Consider the following 19835-nt stretch of genomic DNA (forward strand, 5'->3'; position numbering starts at 1 on the left):
CTCCTGTTATCGAGTGGCGCCAGCGCCGAGGCGCTGCTGCTGCGTGCCGTAGCGCTTCTGGTACAGGGCAGACAGCTCCTGCACCTTCTGGTTGTGCTGCGGGTGCTTGCCATCCATGTAGGCCGGATCGGCCTTGATGGCGGCGATGCGGCCATCCCAGTCCTGCTCGGCGACGGCATTGCCATTGATCGGCTGGTCCTCCTGCAGCTCGGCGCCCACCGCGGCCGCGAAGCGCAGGAAGTCGGGGTCGTCGCCGAACTTGTCCATCAGGCGGCTGTAGCTGCCGGCGGCATCGCCCTCGGCGGCGAAGGCTTTGGCGGCGCGCGCGGCCTGGCCGAGGTTCTTCTGCATGGCCTGGTCGTCGGTCCACACCTTGGCCAGCTCGCCGCGGGCTTCTTCCTGCGACATGCGGGCATTGCCGGCCAGCAGCTCCGGCGCAAAGCCGAAGTACTCGCCGAGGAAGAAATTCACGTGCTCCTGGGGGATGCCCTTGGAGTGGGCGCGGTCGATGATCCCCTTGAACAACGGGTCGCCCTTCACCTCGTCGACGCTCACGCCGTCCGGCAGGCCCTCGATCACGTACTCGCCGGCTGTCTTGGGCAGCGTGCCGACCGGGCGGATCTTCTCGAGCTCGGCGTAGCTGCTGGCGAGCTTGCGGGCCGACGCTTCGACGTCGAGCTCGGTGCCGCCTTCTTTGACGGTGCGGAACTTTTCCGGGATCCAGTCGTTGGCATTCGCTCCTGCTGCCCCCTGCAGTAGCGACGCGGCACCTTGGCCCTGCGCACCGGCAGCAGCTGCGGCCGCGGCGGCATCAGCACTTGCACCGGCAGCGGCGCCCTGGTCCCCTTCATTTGTGTTCGTCTGGCTCATCAGCAATTACTCCATTGGCTCGGTTGCATTGGGTGACGATGAAATCCACCACGGAGCGGGCGCCCTCGCGGTGGTATGTCTTGAGGGCGGCGTTCTCGCCGTCCAGCACGGCAGGCCGGTGGAACCGGCGCGCCAGGTCTTCCAGGATCAAGGCGCCCTCGGCGTGGTTCTCGAAGACGCGGGCGTACATCTCGGGGGTCGGCTTGTTCGCGGCGGTCATGCGGCGGTCGCTCGCTGGATCTGCGCGTCAGCGGCAGTCGACATGACCTGCTCGCTCATCTGCTGCTCTTTCGCGGCCTGGGCGGCTTGGGCCTGCGCCTGCTGCTTTGCCTCGAACTCCTCGGGCGTGAGCAGCACCCGGCTCGGCACGCCCAGCCCCTCGGCGGTGATCTCCATCGCCACGGCATCGTTCAGCCGGTCGAGCGGGGTGTTGTCGCCGCGGGCCTTCGCGATGCCGGCGGCAGACGCGTACAGGCGCTCGATCGCCGTCACCTCTTCCAGGCGCTGCGCGCGCGCCATCGGAGAGACGTACTTCACCGAGTAGTCGCGGTTCGACAGGGATTCCGGTGCCGCGCCCAGCACTCCTGCTCGGTAGGCGATGCCGAAGCAGCGCTCGACCAGCGGCCGCAGGTATTCGGCCTGCAGGCGGCCGTAGATCGGCCCCAGCAGCTGGCGGATCAGCTCCACCCGCACGTGGACCTCGGTGGCCGTCATGGCCGGGCCGTCCTGCGGCTGCAGCTGGTCGGCCATCAGGATCTTGCGGATTGCCGATTGCAGGTTGCTGACCAAGTACTCGGCCATGTTGAAGTCGCTGCCGGTGGACAGCGGCTTCATGGATTCGACCGAGTTGGCCACGATGATCTTGCGCGGGCCGATCTTCACCGTGCGCGGGTTGAGCACGCCGTCGTCCTCGGCGATCCACATGCCGGCCACGGCCAGGTCAGCGGCGGCCAGCTGCATGCCCTTCAGCTCGTTGAGGGTGCGGATGTCGGGGAGAGCATCGAACACCGGGCCCACGCCGTAGCAGCTGTTCTGGATCCGCATCCAGCGCGGCGCGACAACCGGGAACTCGTGATAGCCCGACTCGCGGACCAAGTGCTTGGTCTTGGCCTCCACCACAACCGATGCGAACGGCAGGTTCTTGGCCATGCGCGCGCCGACGGCGTACGTCTGCCGGGGCTCGATGGCGTGGATGAAGGCCACACGCTCGTCCGGCTTGTCCTTGGCGAGCTTGCGGGTCTGCTCGCTCAGGTTGTCGTGGCCGAACGTGGCCACCGCGGCCGACGCCGACATGGTGTGCTCGCGATAGCAGGTGTCGATCAGCCCGTCGCGCCGGGTGCTGGTCAGGTAGCAGCCAGAGATCGCCCACTGCTCGAACGTGAAGCCTCCACGCTCGCGGTCCTCGTCGATGTAGAGGACGAACCAGCCCGCAGCCACGGCGTCAATGCAGCCCTCGTAGGCCTCGGCGTCGAAATTGGACTGGTGGATGTTCATCCACAGGGTCTCGGCCGCTTCGTCGAAGAACCGCTTCTCCTCCGGGGTCTCGTCCTCGATGTCCAGCTCGAACCACCGGGAGTTGGCCGGGGTGAGGCCGGACATGATCGCCGAGGCCAGCGTGCGCGAGCCGTCCGTCCCGGTGCCGTCGAAGATGCGCGCCTTCCGCGCTTGGGCCTGCTGCGCGTCAACGGTGTTGCCGTCGAAACCATCGGACCGCAGTGGGAAGGTGTAGTCGTAGCAGTCGCGCCACACGTTCTCGTGCGGCTGCCGCTGGGCCTTCAGCTCGGTCATGCGCTTGCATACGTCGGCACCGGTCGCCATCAAGCACCCCCGAGGGTGGCGCGGCCCTGGGCCTGGGCCAGCAGGCTGGGCGTCGAGCCCCCGCCGATCAGGCCATCAGCTCCCAGGGTCAGCAGACTGCTCTCGCGCCGGCGGCGGCGGCGGGATGCCAGCGCCATGTTCGCTTCCGATGCGGCATTGGCCTCGGCCACCCGCTGCTCTGCCACCAGGTCGCGCTCGACCACCTTGGGGGCCTTCTTCGATCCGCACATGCTCAGCTCCTTCCGCCGCTGGCAAGCAGCGACTGCGTGCCGCCCTGCCCCAACAGGCTCACCGCAAACGCGCTGCGGCGCTTCAGGCGGGCGTTGAGGGAGGAGGCGGTGGTTTCGTTCGCCGCGTCAGCAGCAGCGGCCAGGGCGTTGGGGTACTGGTTCGCTACGTCGGCCTTGGCCTTCGCCTCGGCGGCCTTCTCGGCCTCGACCTTTGCCGTCTCCTTGCGGATACGGCCGGTCGGGTCGCCAACGGCGGTCTTGGTGATGCCCAGCGGGTCGACGTACTTGCGGTTCTTGTTGAACAGCGAGCCAGACGGGGAAAGGACTTGGCGGGTGCTGCACATGTTCAGCCTCCAGTGCTGAGCAGTGGCCGGCGCCCACCCGATGCCAGGAGGCGCTTGCCGGGGTTCGGGGCGACGGTCGCGCCCTTGGCTACGCCCGGAGTGCGGAAGGCGGTGAGCACAGACTCACGGCTCTCCCCGGCATCGAGCGCACGCTTCGCGCCGGCAGCCCCGGCCATCACGCGGCCCACGCCGCTTTGGCGGTTCGAGCACATGTCAGCCCTTCGCCTCCGGCGCCGGCACAACCCAGCCCTGGTCGGTCAGCACGGCGCGACGCGGCTGCGGGTCGCCTGCGCCGCTGCGCACACCTGCAGCACCTGCAGCACCTGCAGCCTGGTCGCCCACCTGCAGGCTGGTCAGCTCCGTGCCGCGCTCCTGCCAGTCCGCCACGGCCGGCTCGTCCAGTTGCAGCCCACGGGCCGCCGCCCATTCCTCGACTGCTTCTTTCACTGCCGAAGGGTCCTCGCTGGCGCCGGCGGTGATCACCTGGTCGCGGGAGGTCAGGAAGCCGAGGAAGTCGAACAGCGCGCCGGCCACGACCACCGACAGCTCGGGCGACACATCGGCGTGGGCTTGATCGCGGCCGGCAGCGGCCTTGGGCGGTGCGAGGGCCGCATCGATCGCGCCCAGCACGGTGACGCGGCCCTTGCCGCCGGCTTCGATCTCGCGCAGGAGGGCCAGCTCTTCGCCGGTCATGGTGGCCAGGCCGTCGATGACCTCGGGGGCGTTGAGGGCGGCAATTGCCTCCAGCTCGGCGCGCTTGGCGGCCTGGGGATCGGCCGCGGCATCGGTCAGCGGCTCGCCGGGGACCTGTGGCTTGAGATCGGGTGCGGGCATGGGGTGGCTCCTTCACTGGGTGTTGCGTCAGTGTGCTGAGCCGGCCCAAGCGGATTCCCGACTATCTGCGGCCGATCAGTCCGCCCACGGCGTTAGGATGGGCTAACTACCACCCGAGGGAATCAGGCATGAAGATCGACAGGGACGTGCAGCGCCGCGTGCTCGACCGCCTCGCGGAGGACTACCCGCAGGAAGTGAACGCCGACTTCCTCTACAGCGACCAGGACAATCCTCACCACGTCATTGCGAACGTGGCCTATCTGGAGGAGCACGGGCTCATCGCCGCCACGTACTACGGTGCGAAGGGGCGCGGCAATCCTCCACTGGCCGCGGTGATCACCGCCAAAGGCATGGACTTCCTCGCTGACGACGGCGGGCTCGGGGCAATCCTCGGCGTTGTGACGATCAGGGTCCACGAGGACTCGCTGACGCAGCTGGTCGAGGCCAGGATCGACGCTGCCGGCCTCCCGCCACAGGAAAAGAAGGCCTTCCTCGACCAGCTGCAGAAGCTGCCAGGGAAGACCACCGAGCACCTGGTGCTCAAGCTCGTGGATGCCGGGCTCGATAACTGGCCCAAGGCATGGTCGCTGCTGCAGAGCATCGTGAGCTGACGATGATACGGGCCCCGGCAGGGCTAGTGAATCAACCACGCTGCCAGCTTGCCGATGCCGCCCCATATCCCGATAGGCAGCACCGTGAGGGCGGTGCTCACCCACACCACTCGTGATGACACGCGGAACTGGTCATCGGAGAGCTGCTGGAAATCGCCACCGGGGACGCGCTCGCCGGCGAACAGCACGCCCCGCGCCCAGCCGAGCAGGAAGCACACGGCCAGCCACGGCCAGGACAGCCACCCGAAACCCCACGCGAACGCGATGGCCCAGGTGATGAACATCATGATCGTGCGGAAACCTGCCATCGCCATCCCTATTCCTTGGGTAGAGCCGAAATTCTCGCACAGCCTTTGACTTGGCCACGCGGCTGGAGCTACGCCACGAACAGCGCCTCGCGCAGGTCATCCCTGACCGAAATCGTGATTTGCTCCGACAGGTACAGGGCGGCGATGAACCCCAAGCCGCGTTCCCTGAGCCGCGTCGACATTTCTTCAGCATCGCCGGCAATACGCGTTGCGCGCTTTGCGAGCAGCAAATCAGCCCACCAGGGCTGCAGCTTCTCGGGGAGCAGGTGCTTCTGGTCTTCCAACGGGCGGAGTTCGGGCGTCTTGGGCACGGGGAAGGCTCGCGAAAGGTCGGGGCCCCATCCTACCCCCACCTCAGGTCCTTGGCGCCTGGTGCCGGTTGTTGCCGGTCAGCCCGATCCACAGGTCCATCAGCAGCTCGCCATCGGCGTGTTTGGGCTCCGCCCCCTGCTTCCACCCAAGGATGGTCGACTTGGGGATCTGCGTCTGCTGTGACACCGACGACACCGGGACGCCCAGCCGGTTGAGGTCGGCCAGGATCTGGAACCAGTCGATGCGGCTGTCCTTCACGACGTGTCTGCTCATGCCATCCCCCCGTCTGCTCACCCACCGCCCCCGACAAACGCGCGCGCGCGCGAGGCGGACCGATTTGCGCCCATCAATTCGCCCCTGACCGTTGCCACAACCCAGGCGAATGCCTTTCCAGAAACTGCCCCGCGACGGGCTGCTGCAGCGAACATCTCCACGGTCGCACCCTCTGCGATTGCTGCCAGTAGCGATGGGTGCCCCGGTGCTGTGCTGGTGATCCCTGCCTTGCGCATGGCGAGACACGCTCGCGCACCAGCAGCAGGATCGGCTGGGGCCAGTACCGGCGCTGGGTTCCTCTCACCATTGCTCGCCATTGGTGGCCGATTGGGCACCACCCCACGAATGCTGGCGGTACGCCGCTCGCGCACATGCGCCTCCCTCACCAGCTCGGGGCAGTACCAGCATGCACCCTGCTCCACCGACAGCAGCACGATCGGCTCGCCCTTCCTGCCTGCGTGCGACGGTGCCCAGGTGAACTCCGCACCCTGCTGATCCGACCCACGCAGCACGCCGGCCGTGGCCAGCTCCCTGACCGTTGCCACATCGGCGCCCGTGTCCTTCGCGATCCTGGCCACCGATGCCATCACCACGCCGGGGCGCTCCTGGGCGAGCAGGTGGAACAGCACGTCCACCCACACGCCGCGCGCAGCTGGGCTGCAGGATCGCAGCCGCCGGTCCTTGAGCCAGCGGTCAGCGCGGAATCGCAGCTCGATGCGGTCAGCTGCCACTGCCGCCCTCCCCCAGCTGCTTGGCCAGGCGCTCCAGCTTCGAGGCTTGCTGCCTGGCGATAGACGCTGCGTGCCGGAACGTCTCTGCGACAGTGGAGCGCTGACCACGATCGCGCCACAGGCGGTGGTCGTATAGACGGGCTTGCTGCTCGTAGGTGTCGGCGAGGTTGCGCAGCGCCTGCTGCCCTGTCGGCATGAGGTCAGTCATCGTTGCCACCCCGGTTGGCGCGGCTGCCCAGCTTTCGCCCGAGCGGCTTTGTAGCTGGCTTCTGCTGCCGCGGCTGATCGTCGAACTCGTAGGCCGGTCCATCCCAGTCCACTGCGCGCTGGAATTGGAACTCATTGCGCAACGACACGACGGCGCCCGTCTGGATGTTTCGCCCCTTGCCCACGATCACCTCGACCAGGCCGGGGCGGTCAGTGGGGTTGTAGACGTCCGGGCGGTGCACGAACAGGATCACGTCAGCGACCTCCTCAATGCCGCCAGAGCCCCGAATGTCCGTCACCTTCGGTCGCTCCCCTTTCGCCCCGGCACGACTGAGCTGGGCCAGCACCACCACGGGACAGTCGAGGTACTTGGCCAGGCCCTTCAGGTCACGGAGCGCCTGCCCCCGCTCCAGTGCCTCGTCCTGCTTGCCGGGCAAGGTCATCTCGTGGAGGTGATCCACCACCACCAGCTGGACAGGTTTGCGCCGGTGCACGCGCTTGGAGCGCGCCACGATCTGCGGTGCGCTGAGCTGGGGGTCATCGTCGATCAGCACCGACGCCGTCATCAGCCCATCTATCGCCGGCGCGGCCTTGGCCCAATAGCTATCGGAATCCTCGGCAGACGCGTGTTCGCCGTTTCCGACCAGCCACTGCAGCGGGATCTCCGCCATCGCGGCGACGTCGCGTGCAACCACGTCGGTGTCGACCATTTCCATTGAGAACTCGATGACCTGTTGTCCGCGCAGCCCGGTGAACCGAGCCAGCTGGAAGCCCATCAGCGACTTGCCCATGTTGGAGCGCGCGGCGATCACGATCACCTGGCCGGGGCGGAGCCCACCGATGGCCTTGTTCACGTCAGCCCAGGGCGTTGGCAGGCCGATGGGTGTCCCGTTCAAATGGCGATCGCGCAGCTGAGCGGCGAACTTCTTCACCACCTCGCGGTAAGGCGTCGGGCCCACCGCACGAGCCGGTGCAATGTCGGCCAATTGGGTCGAAAGATGCGATGCCAGCTGCTCCGCTGAGTGACCACGGCGTCCAGTCGCCGCCTGCAGAGCCCGCTGGCAGGTATCGATGAACCGACGCATGCGCGAATGTTCGACGACCACCTCGGCGTAGGGAACGACGTTGGCCCGGGTGTACGCGGTGCCTGCAATACCGCTCGCGAGGAGTGCCAGCCGCCGGCCATCTTCGCCCGCCTTGTCCTGCAGCCACTCACCGGCCGTGATCGCATCGGCGAGCTTGTTCTCGCCGCACAGCTCCAGAAGGCACTCGTAAATCCGGGAGTGATCGGGGTTGTAGAAGTCCTCCGGCGCCAGCCAGTCCTGCACGTTGGCCAGCTCGTCGTTGTCCAGCAGCAGGCCGGCCAGCACCGCCGTCTCGGCATCGAGGTTGAACGTCTGCGCGTTCTCGTCGTGGCGGATCATCGACGCACGTCCAGGTAGTTGCCTTCGATCACCTTGGCGAAGTTCTTCGGGCTGACCAGCCATTCCAGGGTGCAGGTAAAGGCCCGGCCATCACGGCCAGTGCGCTCGCCCATCAGGAACGGCATCTCGCGGACGGAGCCAAAGAACGCTCTCCACCAGTCGAGGCTCTGCCGCTCCGCGTCGCTCTTCCACCGCGCGGCCAGCTTGCGCTCGCGGTCCCCCTCCCATACACGGACCTCGGTAAGTTCCGGCAGGATCTCGTGGTACAGGTCGATGATCTTCAGGTGCGGACACGGTGGCTGGCCATTCTTCCTCGGCACCTTGCCGAGCAGGTCCTGGCTATCGTTGCCACCATCGGTGCCGCGGTCATCAGCAGCGGCACCGCCGCCTGCTGCGGACAAACCCACGACAGTGGGTTCATCTTCTGGAGATGGATTTGGTAGTGGAGATGGAGATGGTATTGGAGATGGATATGGGGGAGTCCCAACATCGGAATTTCCACTCCTAATAGGATCGCCTGTAGGACTCCCAATAGGACCGTCATTCGAACCTTTGCCGTCCTTGCTCGATCCTTCGGAGGCATCTTTGCTCGCATCACGGAGGCGCTTTGCGTAGGCCGGCATCTTGCGCTCGGCCTCCTCCTTCCCCTGGTACTTGCACAGGTTGGCCCACTTCGCCTTCTGACTGCGGCTCGCCGCTCCAGCTGCCCAAGGGTTGTGCTCGTCCCAGTCGTGGATGCGGCGATTGCCCTCTTCGCCATCGAGGAAGCCGGCCTCGGCCATGCCACGGACGAACGCGAACTCCTCGCCCGTCCAGTCGATAGCCAGTTCGATATCCTCGTCGGTCATGCCCGCCAGGTCGCCGTCACTGCGGTTGGCCGTAGCCCAAAGGAACAGGTAGATGCAGTACAGCGGGCCGGCAGCGCCGAGCCGGCGCGCAAGCTTCTTCGTCTTGGGGTGGCCAGGCAGTGCGACCGAAATACGGGCGTCAGTCGCATTAGCCACGGTCAGCCCCTGTGCCTTGCGGGAACGCCTCGGCAATCAGCGCCGCGAAAGCGCCCAGGTGTTCCGTGGTGATCCACGACTTGCCGGCCATCTGCGCGATCCAGGTCAGCGCCGACTCCGGCCCGCTGCAGTAGAAGTCGTACATGGGCTCGTCGTGCTGCCGCGTGCGGTCGAACACCAGGACGGCGATGCGGCCGTCGGGCAAGCGCTCGGCCAAGGTGACCAGCGGGCGCGCGCGGCGTTCTGTGAGGCGTGCGACGGCTTCCTGCATGCAGTCGCTGATATGGCGCGGTGCGCCGGCGGGGTTACCCGGGGTGTGATCGTGTGGCATAGTGGCCTCGGTCTCACGAAGCCTCCGCACATGTCTGGCCGACAGCGGGGGCTTCGTCGTATCTGGACGATGGGTTCTCGCGCCAGACACCCGAACGGCCACTACCTCGCCCGGGATGCACGCTCTCCTTCACTGCGCCTGAGCCGTTCCTTCGGCTCCGGCCGGCCGATTACTGGCTCTGGCCCGGATCTGCTGCGATCGCGATGTTCCCCTCGGCATCGAAGTGCTGAGGGAAACGCTCGCGGAAGAACATCAGCCACGGATGCGGGATTCCCCGCTTCCGCCAGCCGCTAATGGATGGGGCGCTGATCTTGCAGAGGGCGGCGACGTCCCCGGTGCCTCCGAGAGCGTCGATCAGAGCGGACGCCTGCGCTTCTTCTTCCTGGGTCATGGTCATTAGGTGGGTGGTGGTGGTCCATCGACAGATTAACAGCACCTAATTTACCGCGCAACACAATCCGGTGTAGGATTCGCGAATTCTCTTAACCACGCCTAATTCCTATGGATCTCGCATCGCGCCTCAAGTCGGCAATGGCCCGGCTCGGCATCACTCAGCTCGATCTGTCCCGTGCCGTCGGGGTTTCCGCCCCCAGCGTCCACGGATGGCTGAGCGGCCGGTCGCAGAGCATCCGCGGTGAGACCCTGCTCAAGGTGGCGCGCACCCTGGGCGTGAGCCCCGAATGGCTTGCCAGTGGGGAGGGTACGATCGACGACGGCCCTGATCCGGCCCCCCTCTCGGCCAGTGAGACTCCGCCCGGCTACCTTCGCCTCGAGCTACTAGAAGGAGGAGCCGGCATGGGACAGGGGATCGTAAATGAAGAGTATCCAGAGGTGATCCGAAGCATGGATTACGCGGAATGGGACATCCGGCAGAAGCTCGGGTTCCTCCCCCAGCCAGGCCGGCTCAAGCTGATCACCGGACGCGGACCGTCCATGGCACCGATCATCGACAACGGCGATGTGGTGATGGTGGACACGGGCGTGAATTACTACGACGGCGACGCCATCTACGTGATCAACATCGGAGGCGAGACGCAGATCAAGGGCCTGCAGCGGCGGGCCGACGGCGTCTATATCGTCAGCGCCAATGCCCTGTTCCCTCCCTATTTGGCGCCGGACGATCTGTTCATCGCCGGCAAGGCTGTCGTGCAGTACAGCGCCAAGAAGATTGCGTAACCTGAACAAAATTAGGCAGCGTTCATAAAATTACGCTGCCTAAATTTACATTTCCTATTGTGCAGTCGATTCACTTCTCCTAATCTAGACCCATCGCGGCACGACGCCGGCAGATGGGGAGTAGAAAGTGATCAACCGGAGTAAGCAGGTGTGGGAAGTCGGTGAGGCCGTGAAGGTCGGCTTCCTCACCTTGATCGTGGTAGCAAAGGTTCCGACGCCCGGTGATTTCCTCCCGGATGCGTACGTGCTGACCAACAAGGGCGCGACCAAGTTCTACCGCTTCGTCCCCCACAACGGATTGACCTCTCACTCCAGCAAGGAGGCCGCGATCAGCGGCGAGGACTGAGCCATGCGTGCCAAGAACCTCTCTCGCCATATCCGAAGCCGCCATGCATGGGGTCGCTGGGAGCGTTTTTCGCTCACTTCTGTCTCGGCTGCGCATGGCTGCATCTTCATCGCCACACGGCATGGCTCTGCCTACTACCAGCGGATTGAGGACTGACCATGAAGAGAGACAGCGCCCCCGTGCGGGTTCCTGCCATCGCCTGGGCGGCACTGGTGATCCTCGCAGCGGCAGTTGTGCCGCTGCGGGTGGCCGAGATCGTCCGGCATCACCAGGCCCTTATTTTTCAGGCCGAAAAAGCATCGGGCGCAATCTCTGCACCCTTACAGCGTACTTCACAAATGCGAATAAAGGAAACCTGATTCATGTGTAAGGAATCCCTGACGCGCGCCAAATCGGCCTCCCCGGCTGGCGCGAAGGTCGTAAATCAGAAGGAAGGCGGAGTGATCCGCATCGGCGACAGCATAGAAGCCGTAGTTCTCAAGGCGCGCGACGGGCATATCCGCCTCGTCATCCGCGCACCGCGTCACCTGCAGGTCGACGCTCCAAAACAGTGACGGCCCGAGCGCGCCAACGCCCGAGCCGTCTGCCAAGCCGCACCCCATCACGACAAAGATCAAGGAAGCCAACATGGCGAAGCGCAGTGTAACCCCCAAGCTGGACCCGCGTGCCGTTGCTGAAGCCGTCAGCCAGGAACTGGACAACAAGAGGCCCGCCCATCTGGCCATCACCGACCACTACATCACCAGCGGCTGGCGCGACGATAGCCCCCTGGACCAGGCGATCACAAACCGCCTGCTGACCGTCGATCGCTGCATTCTCGCGTCGCACACGATCCAGACCATTCTCCACCGCGACGCCATGTCAAAGCTCGATGTCGACAACATGAGCGAAGAGGACGAGGTCGCTACCGTCTACCCCACCTTGACGTATGACGAGGCGGACTCCCTGTTTATCGGCATGGACGAGCTGCTCATGCAGGCAAGGGAAAATCTCAGGTCGATCCGTGACAACGAATACGGGATCGCGACCGCGCAGGCGGGAGGCCGGAGCTAATGGCGACCTCCAACGTGATTCAGTTCCGCCAGCGCCAGAGGCGCATGTCGCTCCCGCTCCCAATGCCTCTCTCTTCAGGGGTTGTCGACCTTGCCGAGCACCGCCGCCAGCGAACCGGCTACCCCGAAGGGTGGCCAGAGGGTGAGTCGGGCCGAAAGATGGAAGAAATGGCGGCATGGGCTTTCGAGCATTCGATCGAGGCAGGACGCCACGACACCATGAGAGATGCCCGCGTCCGCACCATGCGGATGGTGGCGAGCCTGCAGCGCCTTTTTGAGGAGCGTCGCAATGGGCGGGGTTGATTACCAAGCGCGCGGCGCGAAAGGGATCCAGGTTATGGCCATCGGCGACAGCGGCCGCAAGGAGGCCTGCCCCGCGGCTGAGGCTGTCGCCATCCAGGCGCTACCAGCCGGCCCCCGGAACGTGGTTACCCCGGCCAGCATCCGCTTCATCTTCTGGCGGCGCGCGGGCAATGAAGCCAGGCCGGTGAAGATCCGCAGCGTCCTCAAACCGAACACCACCCGGAATCGGAGCCCCTACGTCCGGGTTGTGTTTGAATCCACGCCGTTTTCTCGCGCCGAGCTAGACAGCGGGCACGTCTGGGGCGATTGGATGGACGTGGCTGTGCCGGCGCTCGATGACGCCACCGACCAGTTGTGGGACACGCTCAGCGCGCGCGACCGTGCGCGCATCACCAACGCCGTGAGGAACGCAGCATGAGCAGCTCAGATAGCGAGAAGCTGATCGCCGAGCTTCGATCGGCAGCAAAGACCCTGAGCGTCGAAGGCATCGGGAATACCCGCACCCACAAGCTGGCCGCGGAGCTGATCGGCCGCGCCGCCGATGCGCTGACCACCGCCTACACGCCAGCACAGATGGCCGAGTCGTTTCGCGCCGGCTTGGCCACTGCGCGCATGCATGACTCCGAGGATGAGGCCAATGGCTGACGAAATCGACGTCAACACGATTGCCGCCATGGCCCGTGATGCCGAGTGGCTCAGTGCCGATGCCTGCGCCTTCATCCTGGGCCTGACCACGCGCGGAGGGAAGATCAACCGTCGCGCTTTCCTGGAGCGGGTCGCGGTGCGCAGCAGTTTCCCCAGACCGATGGCCATCGGGTCGAAAAAATTGTGGAACCGCGAGGCAGTGGTGGCCTGGGCAGACGACGAGGCCCGGATCAGCCGAGCTTCTTAGCCAGCTCGGAGGCTGTGGCCCTGTAGTAGATCAGCAAGCTGGACAGGTTCCGGTGCCCGATAACTCGGGCCAGCTCCAACACGTCCAGCTTCTTAGACAAGCGCCAGATGGCCTCCGCGCGCGCGTCGTGGAAATGCAGGTCCTTGATGGTGGGAACGCCGTCTCGGACCTTGCGGAACAGGCCGTCACGCTTCGACGCCGACAGCCCGAACACCGGGGCGAATCCCAGCGGCAGCGCGCGCAGGATCTGCACAGCGCGCGCGGTGAGCGGCACGTCCCGGGTATCACCATTCTTGCTGGTACGGATCGTGATGTAGCGCTCGGCTAGGTGCACGTCGGTCCACCGCAGCTCGCATATCTCGCCTGACCGCATCGCGGTCTCCAGCGCGAACAGAAACGCTAGGCCGATGCGATTGCGCTGGGTCTCCACCTTCAGCGAATCCCACACATCGAACGCCTTGGCCAGCGCCTCGACTTCCTCAGGTGAGATCCGGCGCGCGCGGCCCTTGGGCTTCTTCGGCTGGCGAACATCGCGCATCGGGCTTTCCTTCAGCCAGCCCCACTCGCGCCTCGCGACTTCCAACACCGCGGCTATCAGGTTCATCTCTCTGGCGACCGTGCCGGGCTTCACCTGCTTCAGGCGAGCATCGCGCCATTCGGCCAGGTCGGCAGATGACAGGGCCAGAAGCCGGCGCCTGGCGATCTTGTCCTCGCGATTGAACCGGGCGATTCGCACACGATCCCATCGCCCGCCACGCTTGCTGGGCGTGACCTCTTCGGAGTACCTGGTGAACGCTTCCTCCAGGGTCTTGTCCGGCAGCTGGGTGCCAGTCAGCAGCGCCTCCTGCTCCTGTGCCCAAGCGTGTGCCGCGCGCTTGGTGTCGAACACTTTCGTGGCGCGCCGGCCGTCTACTTTGACGAACGCGCGGTAGCGGTTGCCGAGGGGTCGAATGGATGCCATGGGCGCATTGTGTGCCAATTCGTGTGCCCGTGTGCCTTTCGGTACGGGGAACTACGGGGCGGCTAAGAGCAATGCGAAGATGGCAAGTCGCTGATTTCGTTCCGAATCGTGGCAGAACGGGGCGGTGCAGGAAGCGCCAGAATGGGGGCCTTGGTGCCGCTTATCCGAATCGAAAGGATGACCTACTGTTTACAAGTCGGCACGCGATAGCATGCCATGATTTGAAATCGGATGGTCTGAGGCCGCTTACACCGAGGAAAAACCGCGACTTAATGAGGCTTCAGGGGCACAAACGGCATGTCTGAACACGGCACCTTGTGGTGCGAAATCGTGTCCGAGCCGTGGCCCCGTTACCTGGAGCCAACATGAAGCCGAAGATCACCCAGTCCCTCGTCGAGAGGGCACCCCGGCCCGAGCCGGGCAAGTCGGTCCTGTACGCCGACACCGAGATGAGGGGGTTTTACCTCATCATCACCCCCACCAAGCGCAGCTTCTACGTCCAGTCCCTCGTCAACGGGCGTCAAGTCAGGACGAAGCTTGGCGACCATCCAGCGATGGACGCCAAGCAGGCCCGCGATGCCGCCCGGCAGACGCTGGTAGGCATGCGGGGCGGCACCAACCCGAACCAGGAGCGACGTAAGGCCCGGGAGCGAGGCATCACCCTGCGTGAGGGGTTAGATCTGCATCTGAACTCTCGGCGGCTGGCCGACAAGACCCGCAGCGGTTACGAGTACCACGTCACCTACTACCTCAAAGACTGGCTCGACAAGCCACTGGCCGAGATCGGTGCTGATCGTCAGGGCGTGCGCGAGCGTCACCGTCGGATCACCGAGAGGAGCGGCGCAACCTCAGGCGACAACGTCATGCGGGTGCTGCGCTCGGTCTACAACCGTGCCCTGCGGGAGTTCCCGGACCTGCCACCCAACCCCGTAGGCAACGTGGACATGAACGGGATACGCCGACGCGAGGTAGACGCCAGTCCCGAGAAGCTCAGAACTTGGGGCAAGGCGGTGCTGTCGCTGGGCAACCCTGTACGCCGTGACCTGCAACTTTTCATGCTACTGTCGGGCATGCGCCGGACGGCCTCATGCGAGGCGAAGCGCGCGGACCTCGGCGAGGATTCTCTTCAAATCCCGAACCCTAAGGGCGGCAGCGCCAAGAAGTTCGACCTGCCGCTGTCGTCGGCGCTCGCCGACCTACTGGCGCACCGCGAGACGAACGCCGACGGCGTGAGACGCAAGACGCCCTACCTGTTCCCAGCCGATTCGGCGTCGGGCCGGGTGGCCGAGGTCCAGCAGCACGAACTCGGCGACCTCACCGGCCACGCGCTGCGGCACGCATACGCATCGCTCGCGTTGCAGTCCGGCGTGCCACTGCTGGAGCTGCGTTTCCTGCTGAACCACAGCGCGTCAAGCGGCGGCGTCACAATGGGCTAGCTCCACCCTTCGATCGACCACCTTCGCGCGCATCAGGAGAAGGCGTCGCGCTACATCCTCGACATGCTGGGACTCGTTCACGAGGCCGGGACGTGGCCGCCTAGACTGGCCACCTAATCCACCGTCAGGACGCAATCGCGCACAAGCGCATGAAACGAAAGGGCCACCGTCACGGTGGCTCTTTTAGTACACGGCGGGAGAGCGGCGTCAGTCGTCGGATGGCGCGGGCTCGACCACCCAAACGGTGGACAGTGCCTCTGCGGACTGCTCTTCGTCCATGTCTGCAGGGTGGTGCTTCTGACGGGGCGGAACTTCGACACCCTTTTTGCGCATGTCGTTGGCATACCAGCGCACCGACTTCTCAGTTGCCGCCGCGCCATCGATCTTCGCGTTAACCATATCGGCGACCAGCGCGTGCGGGTAGCCCGCAGGGTCCATCAGAATCGCGCGTGCGCGCGCGCCGATACCCTTGCCGTGGGGCTTCTTCTCGGTCGCATCTGGCGCTTCGGTGGCCTCTGCCGTCGGCTCTGGGCGCGGCGCGGTCGCCTTAGGCTTCTTTGGCTGCCCGAACGAGGCGAGATCGATGCTCTTTTCGGCTGCGACCTGCTCGATCCGGGTGACGAGCTTGGTCCGCGTCGCGAAGGTCTTGGGACCCGCAGGCTTATCGGCGATACGGTTGTGCAGGACCAGCAGTTCCTTTGTCGGCAGTTCTTCCAGCTTCATGGCGTTCTCCTACATGTTGGTGGGCACGTAGGCATTAGGTCGTAGCTCCCCCGATCCGGGAGCCCCCCTTGACCATCAGTGTGTACGTTGTACACTGATTCTGTGAATGATGTTCACAGGGCATGGGCGTGACTGAACAGACCGATGAGTTGGTGGGGATAGGGGAGATCGCCGAGATAGCCGGGGTGTCGCGTCAAGCAGTCGCCAATTGGCGGGTGCGGGCGGCCGACTTCCCTACTCCGGTTACGGAGCTAGGTTCTGGGCCGATCTTCCGGCGATCGCAAATTCGAACTTGGCTAAGGCGAAACAAGAGGAATACTCCGATGGCGCATGTGATTTCTACGATCAACTTGAAAGGTGGTGTGGCGAAGACGACTACGTCCGTAGCCTTGGCAGAAGTCTTCTCAGCAGAGATGCGGAAGAAGGTCTTGGTCATCGACCTCGACCCGCAAACCAATGCAACCATCATGTTGCTTGGGGAAGACAAGTGGCTTGAGCTGAACGACCGAGGGCACACGCTCGCTCAGTTGTTTAAGGACGCAATGAATCCTGATGTAAAGAAGTTCGACCTGGACGCCACGCTTCAGAAGCGGGTAGGCGATGTCCATGAGGCCAGGACCATCGACCTACTGCCGTCGAGCTTGGATTTGATCGATGTGCAGGATCAACTCGCGTCCGCGCCATCAGGGAAGTTCTACGCCGTGAACCCTGTCGAACTTCTTTGGCGGGCAGTCAAATCAAGACTTGATGACTACGACATCGTCATTGTCGATTGCCCGCCGAACTTGGGCATCGTCACCCTGAATGGTCTACGCCTGTCGGACGCCTACATCATTCCGACTATTCCTGACCACCTCTCGACCTACGGTATCCCTCAGATCGTGACCCGCGTTGGTGAATTCGCAAAGGCAATTGGTGAGGAGATTGACCCATTGGGTATCGTCATCACCAAGTACCAAGCCAACTCGACGGTGCACAACACCGTACTGAGGCAACTCCAGACTGATGCAAACTTCCCCGATGTGTACGCGACGAAGATCAAGCAAACCAACACAGCGTCGGCGGCAGCGGAGTACACCGCGCACAAAAGAACGCTTAGGCAGAAGTACGGCTCCGATCCAAATGGTCTGACCTCGACCTTCATCGAGTTGGCTCAGGAGATTTGGAGCGATCTGGAGGGAGAGTCGTGAGTCTTAGAAACACACTCAATCGCTTGATCCGTGTGGTGATCGAGGAGGCGGAGCGGAACCCTGACTTCGAGGCTGCACTTACCGACACCTTGGACTCGGCATCAAGTAGGCGCAAGTCAACAAGAGCAGAGAGCCCAAGACAAGTGGATGCTAACGAGGCAAAGCGCGGGAAGAATCGGCGCGCTCCTGCCGTGCTCGATCCTGTTCAGGTCGCACGCGACAGCGAATCGGGCCTACGTAGCGCACTCGAAAAGCTATCCCTGGATCAACTTCGAGACATCGTTGCCGAGTATGGAATGGATCCTGGTCGACTTGTGATGAAATGGAACACGCCAGAGCGCGTAATCGAGAGGATCGTCGAGATGTCAGTCGCGAGAGCGCACAAGGGCAACGCCTTTCGTAAGTCGGCTGACGACCCCGCACCTCCGGCCACTGAAGTAGATGAAACGCTACCTTCCGATGCCCAAGTAGTGAGTGATCCTCCAAAAGGATCATGAAAATGAAGGGGATGCCATGACGACATCCCCTCCGAAACACGGCCGGGCCATCCGTTGCCCTCTGCGCACCTAACCAACCCGGCCGGATTTGCTCGGGTCAGGCCGGGAGGAAGGCCAGGTGCGCCATCCCCGCCCCCAAGGCGTCCACCCTGCGCTTGGTGTCTCGGTCCACGTACAGGTCCAGCGCGCGGCAGTAGGGCTGCCCGGCCAGGGCCGCGGCCTCGTCGAACTCCTCGGAGCCGACGGCCACGCCGTTGCGGGCGGCGGCGGCCTCGAGCTCGGGGAACGGGTCGCACCTGTGCTGGATCGCCGCGACCAGGGCAGCGAGTGCCAGCATCGCCGGGTGGCACGGTGGGTAGTGGGCGCGTCGGTCAGTCATCGCCGTCGCCCCCCCGATCAGGCCGTGGTCGATGTCCCGCTCGCGCATGGCGAGCTGCGCCGAGCCGAGCGGGTTGGACTTGCCGGCGTTCCAGGTGCGGATGGCGACCAGGATGCCCTGGAGGCGCGTGTCGCCCAGCTTGATGTACTCCTGCACCTTCAGGAAGTCGTCATACTTCATCGCCGCCGCCAGCTCGACCGGGCCGACCGGGCGGTCCTTGCTGGGCATGCGGTCGATCAGGGACAGCACGGCCGAGGCCAAGGCTACGTTGCGCGTGCCGGCTGCGACCTGGGCCATGTGGCCGAGCTCGGCGGGGCCTGCGTGCTGGAGCTGCTGGAGGTACTCGGTGCGCTTCGGGTCGCCCAGTGCGGCGCGGGCCAAGACCTTCGCCGGGGAGTCGTAAAACTCTCGCTGGCCGACGAGCTGCGCGTGCGGTGCGCCGGCTTCCTTGAGGATCTTGTCCAGCTCGGCCTTGGAGTTGTCCTTGATCTCGCGGACGCTGGCGAGCGTCTCGTGCTGGGCGAAGCGCGCCACGTCGGCCATGCCGATGCCGGGGGCGCTCTTCCAACGCGCGGCGATCTGCTGCTTGCGGGTCGCGATGTCCTTGTTGAGCCGCTCGATCGCGGCGAGGGTGCGCTTGTGCAGCAGGTCCAGGGTCGAGGCAAGCTCGCCGATCTGCTGGGTGCTGAGGAGGGGGGTGTCGCTGAGGGTGATCTTCATGCTCGTTGGCTCCTGTGAGGTTGTAGTCCTCCGGTCGCCTGTCACGAGCGCATCCCCAGCCGTGGGGTGGTCTGCGCGCCAATGCACTGACCGGATGCCTGCAATGTGTCGCGGGGCGTTGGGCGCGAACGCCATCGTTTCCCGGACGTGTTTCCCTCGGATCTGCCGCGGTCGCTGCGGCTTGCGAATCATGGGCTTGGCATCGCGCCACCCACCGATGGAACGTCGGGCGGTTGACTTCAGTTATTTAATTTAATTACACTAAATTTGCCATCCCGGCAGCAGTTCACACAGGAAATTAGAGATATGGGAAAGAAGAAGTCCACTGAGAGCCTGATTGCGGAAGCAGTTGCCAAGCTCGCGCAGGCTCAAGAGCAGATCCGCTCTGACGTGAATCGTCACGAGAAGATACTTGCAGTTCAGTCACTGCAGATCGATACGCTGGAACGGAATGTGATGGAACTGCGGAATGCGGCCATCGCTGCGGAGTTGCGCCTTGGCACTCCCAACAAGGATGTAGCGGCAAAGTATGGTCTGTCTGCTGGGCGAATCTCTCAGATTAAGAGAGACCAGTAGTCGACTGAGGCGGGGAACTGAAGGCCGCAGGGCTTTCAGCTCCCTCGGTTGACGCTGCCATGCTCGCGCCGCCCCTCGTACTCCTGCGACGTGCGCTCCCACTCGTCCGCGTCCAGGCGCGGCACCGGGTCGATGCAGGTCATCTCGCTGCGGCGGGCACTCGGCATGCAGCACGACATTCTCGAGGGCAACTCCGAAGCCGTGCGCAAAGCTGTTCGCTGCTTTTTCTTTGTTTTACTTAGCTCTATTGATCTATGAACAATTTGAGCAACTTGCACAGCTTATTT

The 19835-nt window shown here is 64.4% G+C and carries 31 protein-coding genes and 1 pseudogene; 13 read left to right on the forward strand and 19 right to left on the reverse strand.

Going from position 1 to position 19835, the window contains the following annotated elements; all coding sequences use genetic code 11:
* Positions 1-6: 6 nt before the first annotated feature.
* The 6 genes from M2421_RS10950 to M2421_RS10975 form a co-directional block, all read right to left on the reverse strand.
* Positions 7-870 carry a hypothetical protein gene (locus M2421_RS10950; protein ID WP_259206674.1) on the reverse strand — a complete coding sequence of 288 codons (864 nt, stop codon included), beginning with the start codon at positions 868-870 and terminating at the stop codon, positions 7-9.
* Positions 848-1090 (reverse strand): hypothetical protein, encoded by a 243-nt coding sequence (locus M2421_RS10955; RefSeq protein ID WP_259206675.1) that lies wholly within the window; start codon positions 1088-1090, stop codon positions 848-850. The genes M2421_RS10950 and M2421_RS10955 overlap by 23 nt, the downstream gene beginning before the upstream one ends.
* The gene (locus M2421_RS10960) at positions 1087-2658 is read right to left on the reverse strand and encodes a portal protein (RefSeq protein WP_259206677.1); all 1572 of its coding nucleotides are present in this window, start codon (positions 2656-2658) and stop codon (positions 1087-1089) included. Before M2421_RS10960 ends, M2421_RS10955 begins: the two co-directional genes overlap by 4 nt.
* A 29-nt stretch (positions 2659-2687) precedes the next feature.
* The gene (locus tag M2421_RS10965; protein ID WP_259206679.1) at positions 2688-2918 is read right to left on the reverse strand and encodes a hypothetical protein; all 231 of its coding nucleotides are present in this window, start codon (positions 2916-2918) and stop codon (positions 2688-2690) included.
* Positions 2919-2920: 2 nt separating this feature from the next.
* Positions 2921-3262 (reverse strand): hypothetical protein, encoded by a 342-nt coding sequence (locus M2421_RS10970; protein WP_259206681.1) that lies wholly within the window; start codon positions 3260-3262, stop codon positions 2921-2923.
* A gap of 213 nt (positions 3263-3475) precedes the next feature.
* The gene (locus M2421_RS10975; protein WP_259206683.1) at positions 3476-4096 is read right to left on the reverse strand and encodes a hypothetical protein; all 621 of its coding nucleotides are present in this window, start codon (positions 4094-4096) and stop codon (positions 3476-3478) included.
* A gap of 128 nt (positions 4097-4224) precedes the next feature.
* Here M2421_RS10975 and M2421_RS10980 point away from each other — a divergent pair, with 128 nt between their 5' ends.
* On the forward strand, positions 4225-4707 hold the full coding sequence (locus tag M2421_RS10980) for a hypothetical protein (protein ID WP_259206685.1): 483 nt from the start codon (positions 4225-4227) through the stop codon (positions 4705-4707).
* A 23-nt stretch (positions 4708-4730) separates the two neighbouring features.
* Here M2421_RS10980 and M2421_RS10985 read toward each other — a convergent pair whose 3' ends face one another.
* From M2421_RS10985 to M2421_RS11025, 9 genes are all read right to left on the reverse strand, one after another.
* Positions 4731-5021 carry a hypothetical protein gene (locus M2421_RS10985; protein ID WP_259206687.1) on the reverse strand — a complete coding sequence of 97 codons (291 nt, stop codon included), beginning with the start codon at positions 5019-5021 and terminating at the stop codon, positions 4731-4733.
* A 62-nt stretch (positions 5022-5083) separates the two neighbouring features.
* Complete coding sequence (locus M2421_RS10990) at positions 5084-5326, reverse strand: hypothetical protein (RefSeq protein ID WP_259206688.1); 243 nt, start codon at positions 5324-5326, stop codon at positions 5084-5086.
* A 43-nt stretch (positions 5327-5369) separates the two neighbouring features.
* Positions 5370-5600: a hypothetical protein gene (locus M2421_RS10995; RefSeq protein ID WP_259206689.1), complete on the reverse strand. Its 231-nt coding sequence runs from the start codon at positions 5598-5600 to the stop codon at positions 5370-5372.
* A 17-nt stretch (positions 5601-5617) separates the two neighbouring features.
* The gene (locus tag M2421_RS11000) at positions 5618-6331 is read right to left on the reverse strand and encodes a hypothetical protein (RefSeq protein WP_259206690.1); all 714 of its coding nucleotides are present in this window, start codon (positions 6329-6331) and stop codon (positions 5618-5620) included.
* Positions 6321-6539, reverse strand: coding sequence for a hypothetical protein (locus M2421_RS11005; RefSeq protein WP_259206691.1), 219 nt, complete (start codon positions 6537-6539; stop codon positions 6321-6323). The genes M2421_RS11000 and M2421_RS11005 overlap by 11 nt, the downstream gene beginning before the upstream one ends.
* A complete protein-coding gene (locus M2421_RS11010; protein WP_259206692.1) occupies positions 6532-7962 on the reverse strand; it encodes a replicative DNA helicase in 1431 nt (476 codons plus the stop codon). Before M2421_RS11010 ends, M2421_RS11005 begins: the two co-directional genes overlap by 8 nt.
* Positions 7959-8966: a hypothetical protein gene (locus tag M2421_RS11015; RefSeq protein WP_259206693.1), complete on the reverse strand. Its 1008-nt coding sequence runs from the start codon at positions 8964-8966 to the stop codon at positions 7959-7961. The genes M2421_RS11010 and M2421_RS11015 overlap by 4 nt, the downstream gene beginning before the upstream one ends.
* The gene (locus M2421_RS11020; protein WP_259206694.1) at positions 8959-9237 is read right to left on the reverse strand and encodes a hypothetical protein; all 279 of its coding nucleotides are present in this window, start codon (positions 9235-9237) and stop codon (positions 8959-8961) included. Before M2421_RS11020 ends, M2421_RS11015 begins: the two co-directional genes overlap by 8 nt.
* 229 nt (positions 9238-9466) lie before the next feature.
* Entirely contained in the window at positions 9467-9688 is a 222-nt protein-coding gene (locus tag M2421_RS11025; RefSeq protein ID WP_259206695.1) for a hypothetical protein, read from the reverse strand.
* Between the two features lie 110 nt (positions 9689-9798).
* Between M2421_RS11025 and M2421_RS11030 the strand changes: the two genes are divergently transcribed.
* The 9 genes from M2421_RS11030 to M2421_RS11070 all read left to right on the forward strand — a co-directional run bounded on the left by M2421_RS11030 (position 9799) and on the right by M2421_RS11070 (position 13066).
* Positions 9799-10473, forward strand: coding sequence for a helix-turn-helix transcriptional regulator (locus M2421_RS11030; protein WP_259206697.1), 675 nt, complete (start codon positions 9799-9801; stop codon positions 10471-10473).
* Between the two features lie 127 nt (positions 10474-10600).
* Complete coding sequence (locus M2421_RS11035; RefSeq protein ID WP_259206698.1) at positions 10601-10819, forward strand: hypothetical protein; 219 nt, start codon at positions 10601-10603, stop codon at positions 10817-10819.
* A gap of 158 nt (positions 10820-10977) precedes the next feature.
* Complete coding sequence (locus M2421_RS11040; RefSeq protein WP_259206699.1) at positions 10978-11178, forward strand: hypothetical protein; 201 nt, start codon at positions 10978-10980, stop codon at positions 11176-11178.
* Between the two features lie 3 nt (positions 11179-11181).
* Complete coding sequence (locus M2421_RS11045) at positions 11182-11373, forward strand: carbon storage regulator (protein ID WP_259206700.1); 192 nt, start codon at positions 11182-11184, stop codon at positions 11371-11373.
* 73 nt (positions 11374-11446) lie between these two features.
* Complete coding sequence (locus M2421_RS11050) at positions 11447-11872, forward strand: hypothetical protein (protein WP_259206701.1); 426 nt, start codon at positions 11447-11449, stop codon at positions 11870-11872.
* Entirely contained in the window at positions 11872-12174 is a 303-nt protein-coding gene (locus tag M2421_RS11055) for a hypothetical protein (protein WP_259206702.1), read from the forward strand. The genes M2421_RS11050 and M2421_RS11055 overlap by 1 nt, the downstream gene beginning before the upstream one ends.
* Positions 12161-12592, forward strand: a complete 432-nt coding sequence (locus M2421_RS11060; protein WP_259206703.1) for a hypothetical protein — start codon at positions 12161-12163, stop codon at positions 12590-12592. The genes M2421_RS11055 and M2421_RS11060 overlap by 14 nt, the downstream gene beginning before the upstream one ends.
* Positions 12589-12819: a hypothetical protein gene (locus tag M2421_RS11065; protein ID WP_259206705.1), complete on the forward strand. Its 231-nt coding sequence runs from the start codon at positions 12589-12591 to the stop codon at positions 12817-12819. The genes M2421_RS11060 and M2421_RS11065 overlap by 4 nt, the downstream gene beginning before the upstream one ends.
* A complete protein-coding gene (locus M2421_RS11070) occupies positions 12812-13066 on the forward strand; it encodes a hypothetical protein (RefSeq protein ID WP_259206706.1) in 255 nt (84 codons plus the stop codon). The genes M2421_RS11065 and M2421_RS11070 overlap by 8 nt, the downstream gene beginning before the upstream one ends.
* Here M2421_RS11070 and M2421_RS11075 read toward each other — a convergent pair.
* Positions 13050-14027: a site-specific integrase gene (locus M2421_RS11075; protein WP_259206707.1), complete on the reverse strand. Its 978-nt coding sequence runs from the start codon at positions 14025-14027 to the stop codon at positions 13050-13052. The two genes, M2421_RS11070 and M2421_RS11075, sit on opposite strands and share 17 nt — an antisense overlap.
* A 365-nt stretch (positions 14028-14392) precedes the next feature.
* On the opposite strand from M2421_RS11075, the pseudogene M2421_RS11080 reads away from it, so the two are divergent.
* Positions 14393-15580 (forward strand): annotated as a pseudogene (locus M2421_RS11080) (integrase arm-type DNA-binding domain-containing protein).
* A gap of 90 nt (positions 15581-15670) precedes the next feature.
* On the opposite strand, the gene M2421_RS11085 reads toward M2421_RS11080, so the two are convergent.
* Positions 15671-16186, reverse strand: coding sequence for a hypothetical protein (locus M2421_RS11085; protein WP_259206708.1), 516 nt, complete (start codon positions 16184-16186; stop codon positions 15671-15673).
* 128 nt (positions 16187-16314) lie between these two features.
* Between M2421_RS11085 and M2421_RS11090 the strand changes: the two genes are divergently transcribed.
* A complete protein-coding gene (locus M2421_RS11090) occupies positions 16315-17376 on the forward strand; it encodes an AAA family ATPase (protein ID WP_259206709.1) in 1062 nt (353 codons plus the stop codon).
* A gap of 594 nt (positions 17377-17970) precedes the next feature.
* Here M2421_RS11090 and M2421_RS11095 read toward each other — a convergent pair.
* Positions 17971-18972: a hypothetical protein gene (locus M2421_RS11095; RefSeq protein ID WP_259206710.1), complete on the reverse strand. Its 1002-nt coding sequence runs from the start codon at positions 18970-18972 to the stop codon at positions 17971-17973.
* 306 nt (positions 18973-19278) lie between these two features.
* Between M2421_RS11095 and M2421_RS11100 the strand changes: the two genes are divergently transcribed.
* A complete protein-coding gene (locus M2421_RS11100) occupies positions 19279-19548 on the forward strand; it encodes a hypothetical protein (RefSeq protein ID WP_104562876.1) in 270 nt (89 codons plus the stop codon).
* A gap of 35 nt (positions 19549-19583) precedes the next feature.
* Here the strand turns inward: M2421_RS11100 and M2421_RS11105 are convergent, their stop codons facing one another.
* Complete coding sequence (locus tag M2421_RS11105; RefSeq protein ID WP_259206711.1) at positions 19584-19715, reverse strand: hypothetical protein; 132 nt, start codon at positions 19713-19715, stop codon at positions 19584-19586.
* Positions 19716-19835 lie beyond the last annotated feature (120 nt).

Source organism: Stenotrophomonas sp. BIGb0135 (assembly GCF_024810105.1).
GTDB classification, from domain to species: Bacteria; Pseudomonadota; Gammaproteobacteria; order Xanthomonadales; family Xanthomonadaceae; genus Stenotrophomonas; species Stenotrophomonas maltophilia_AB.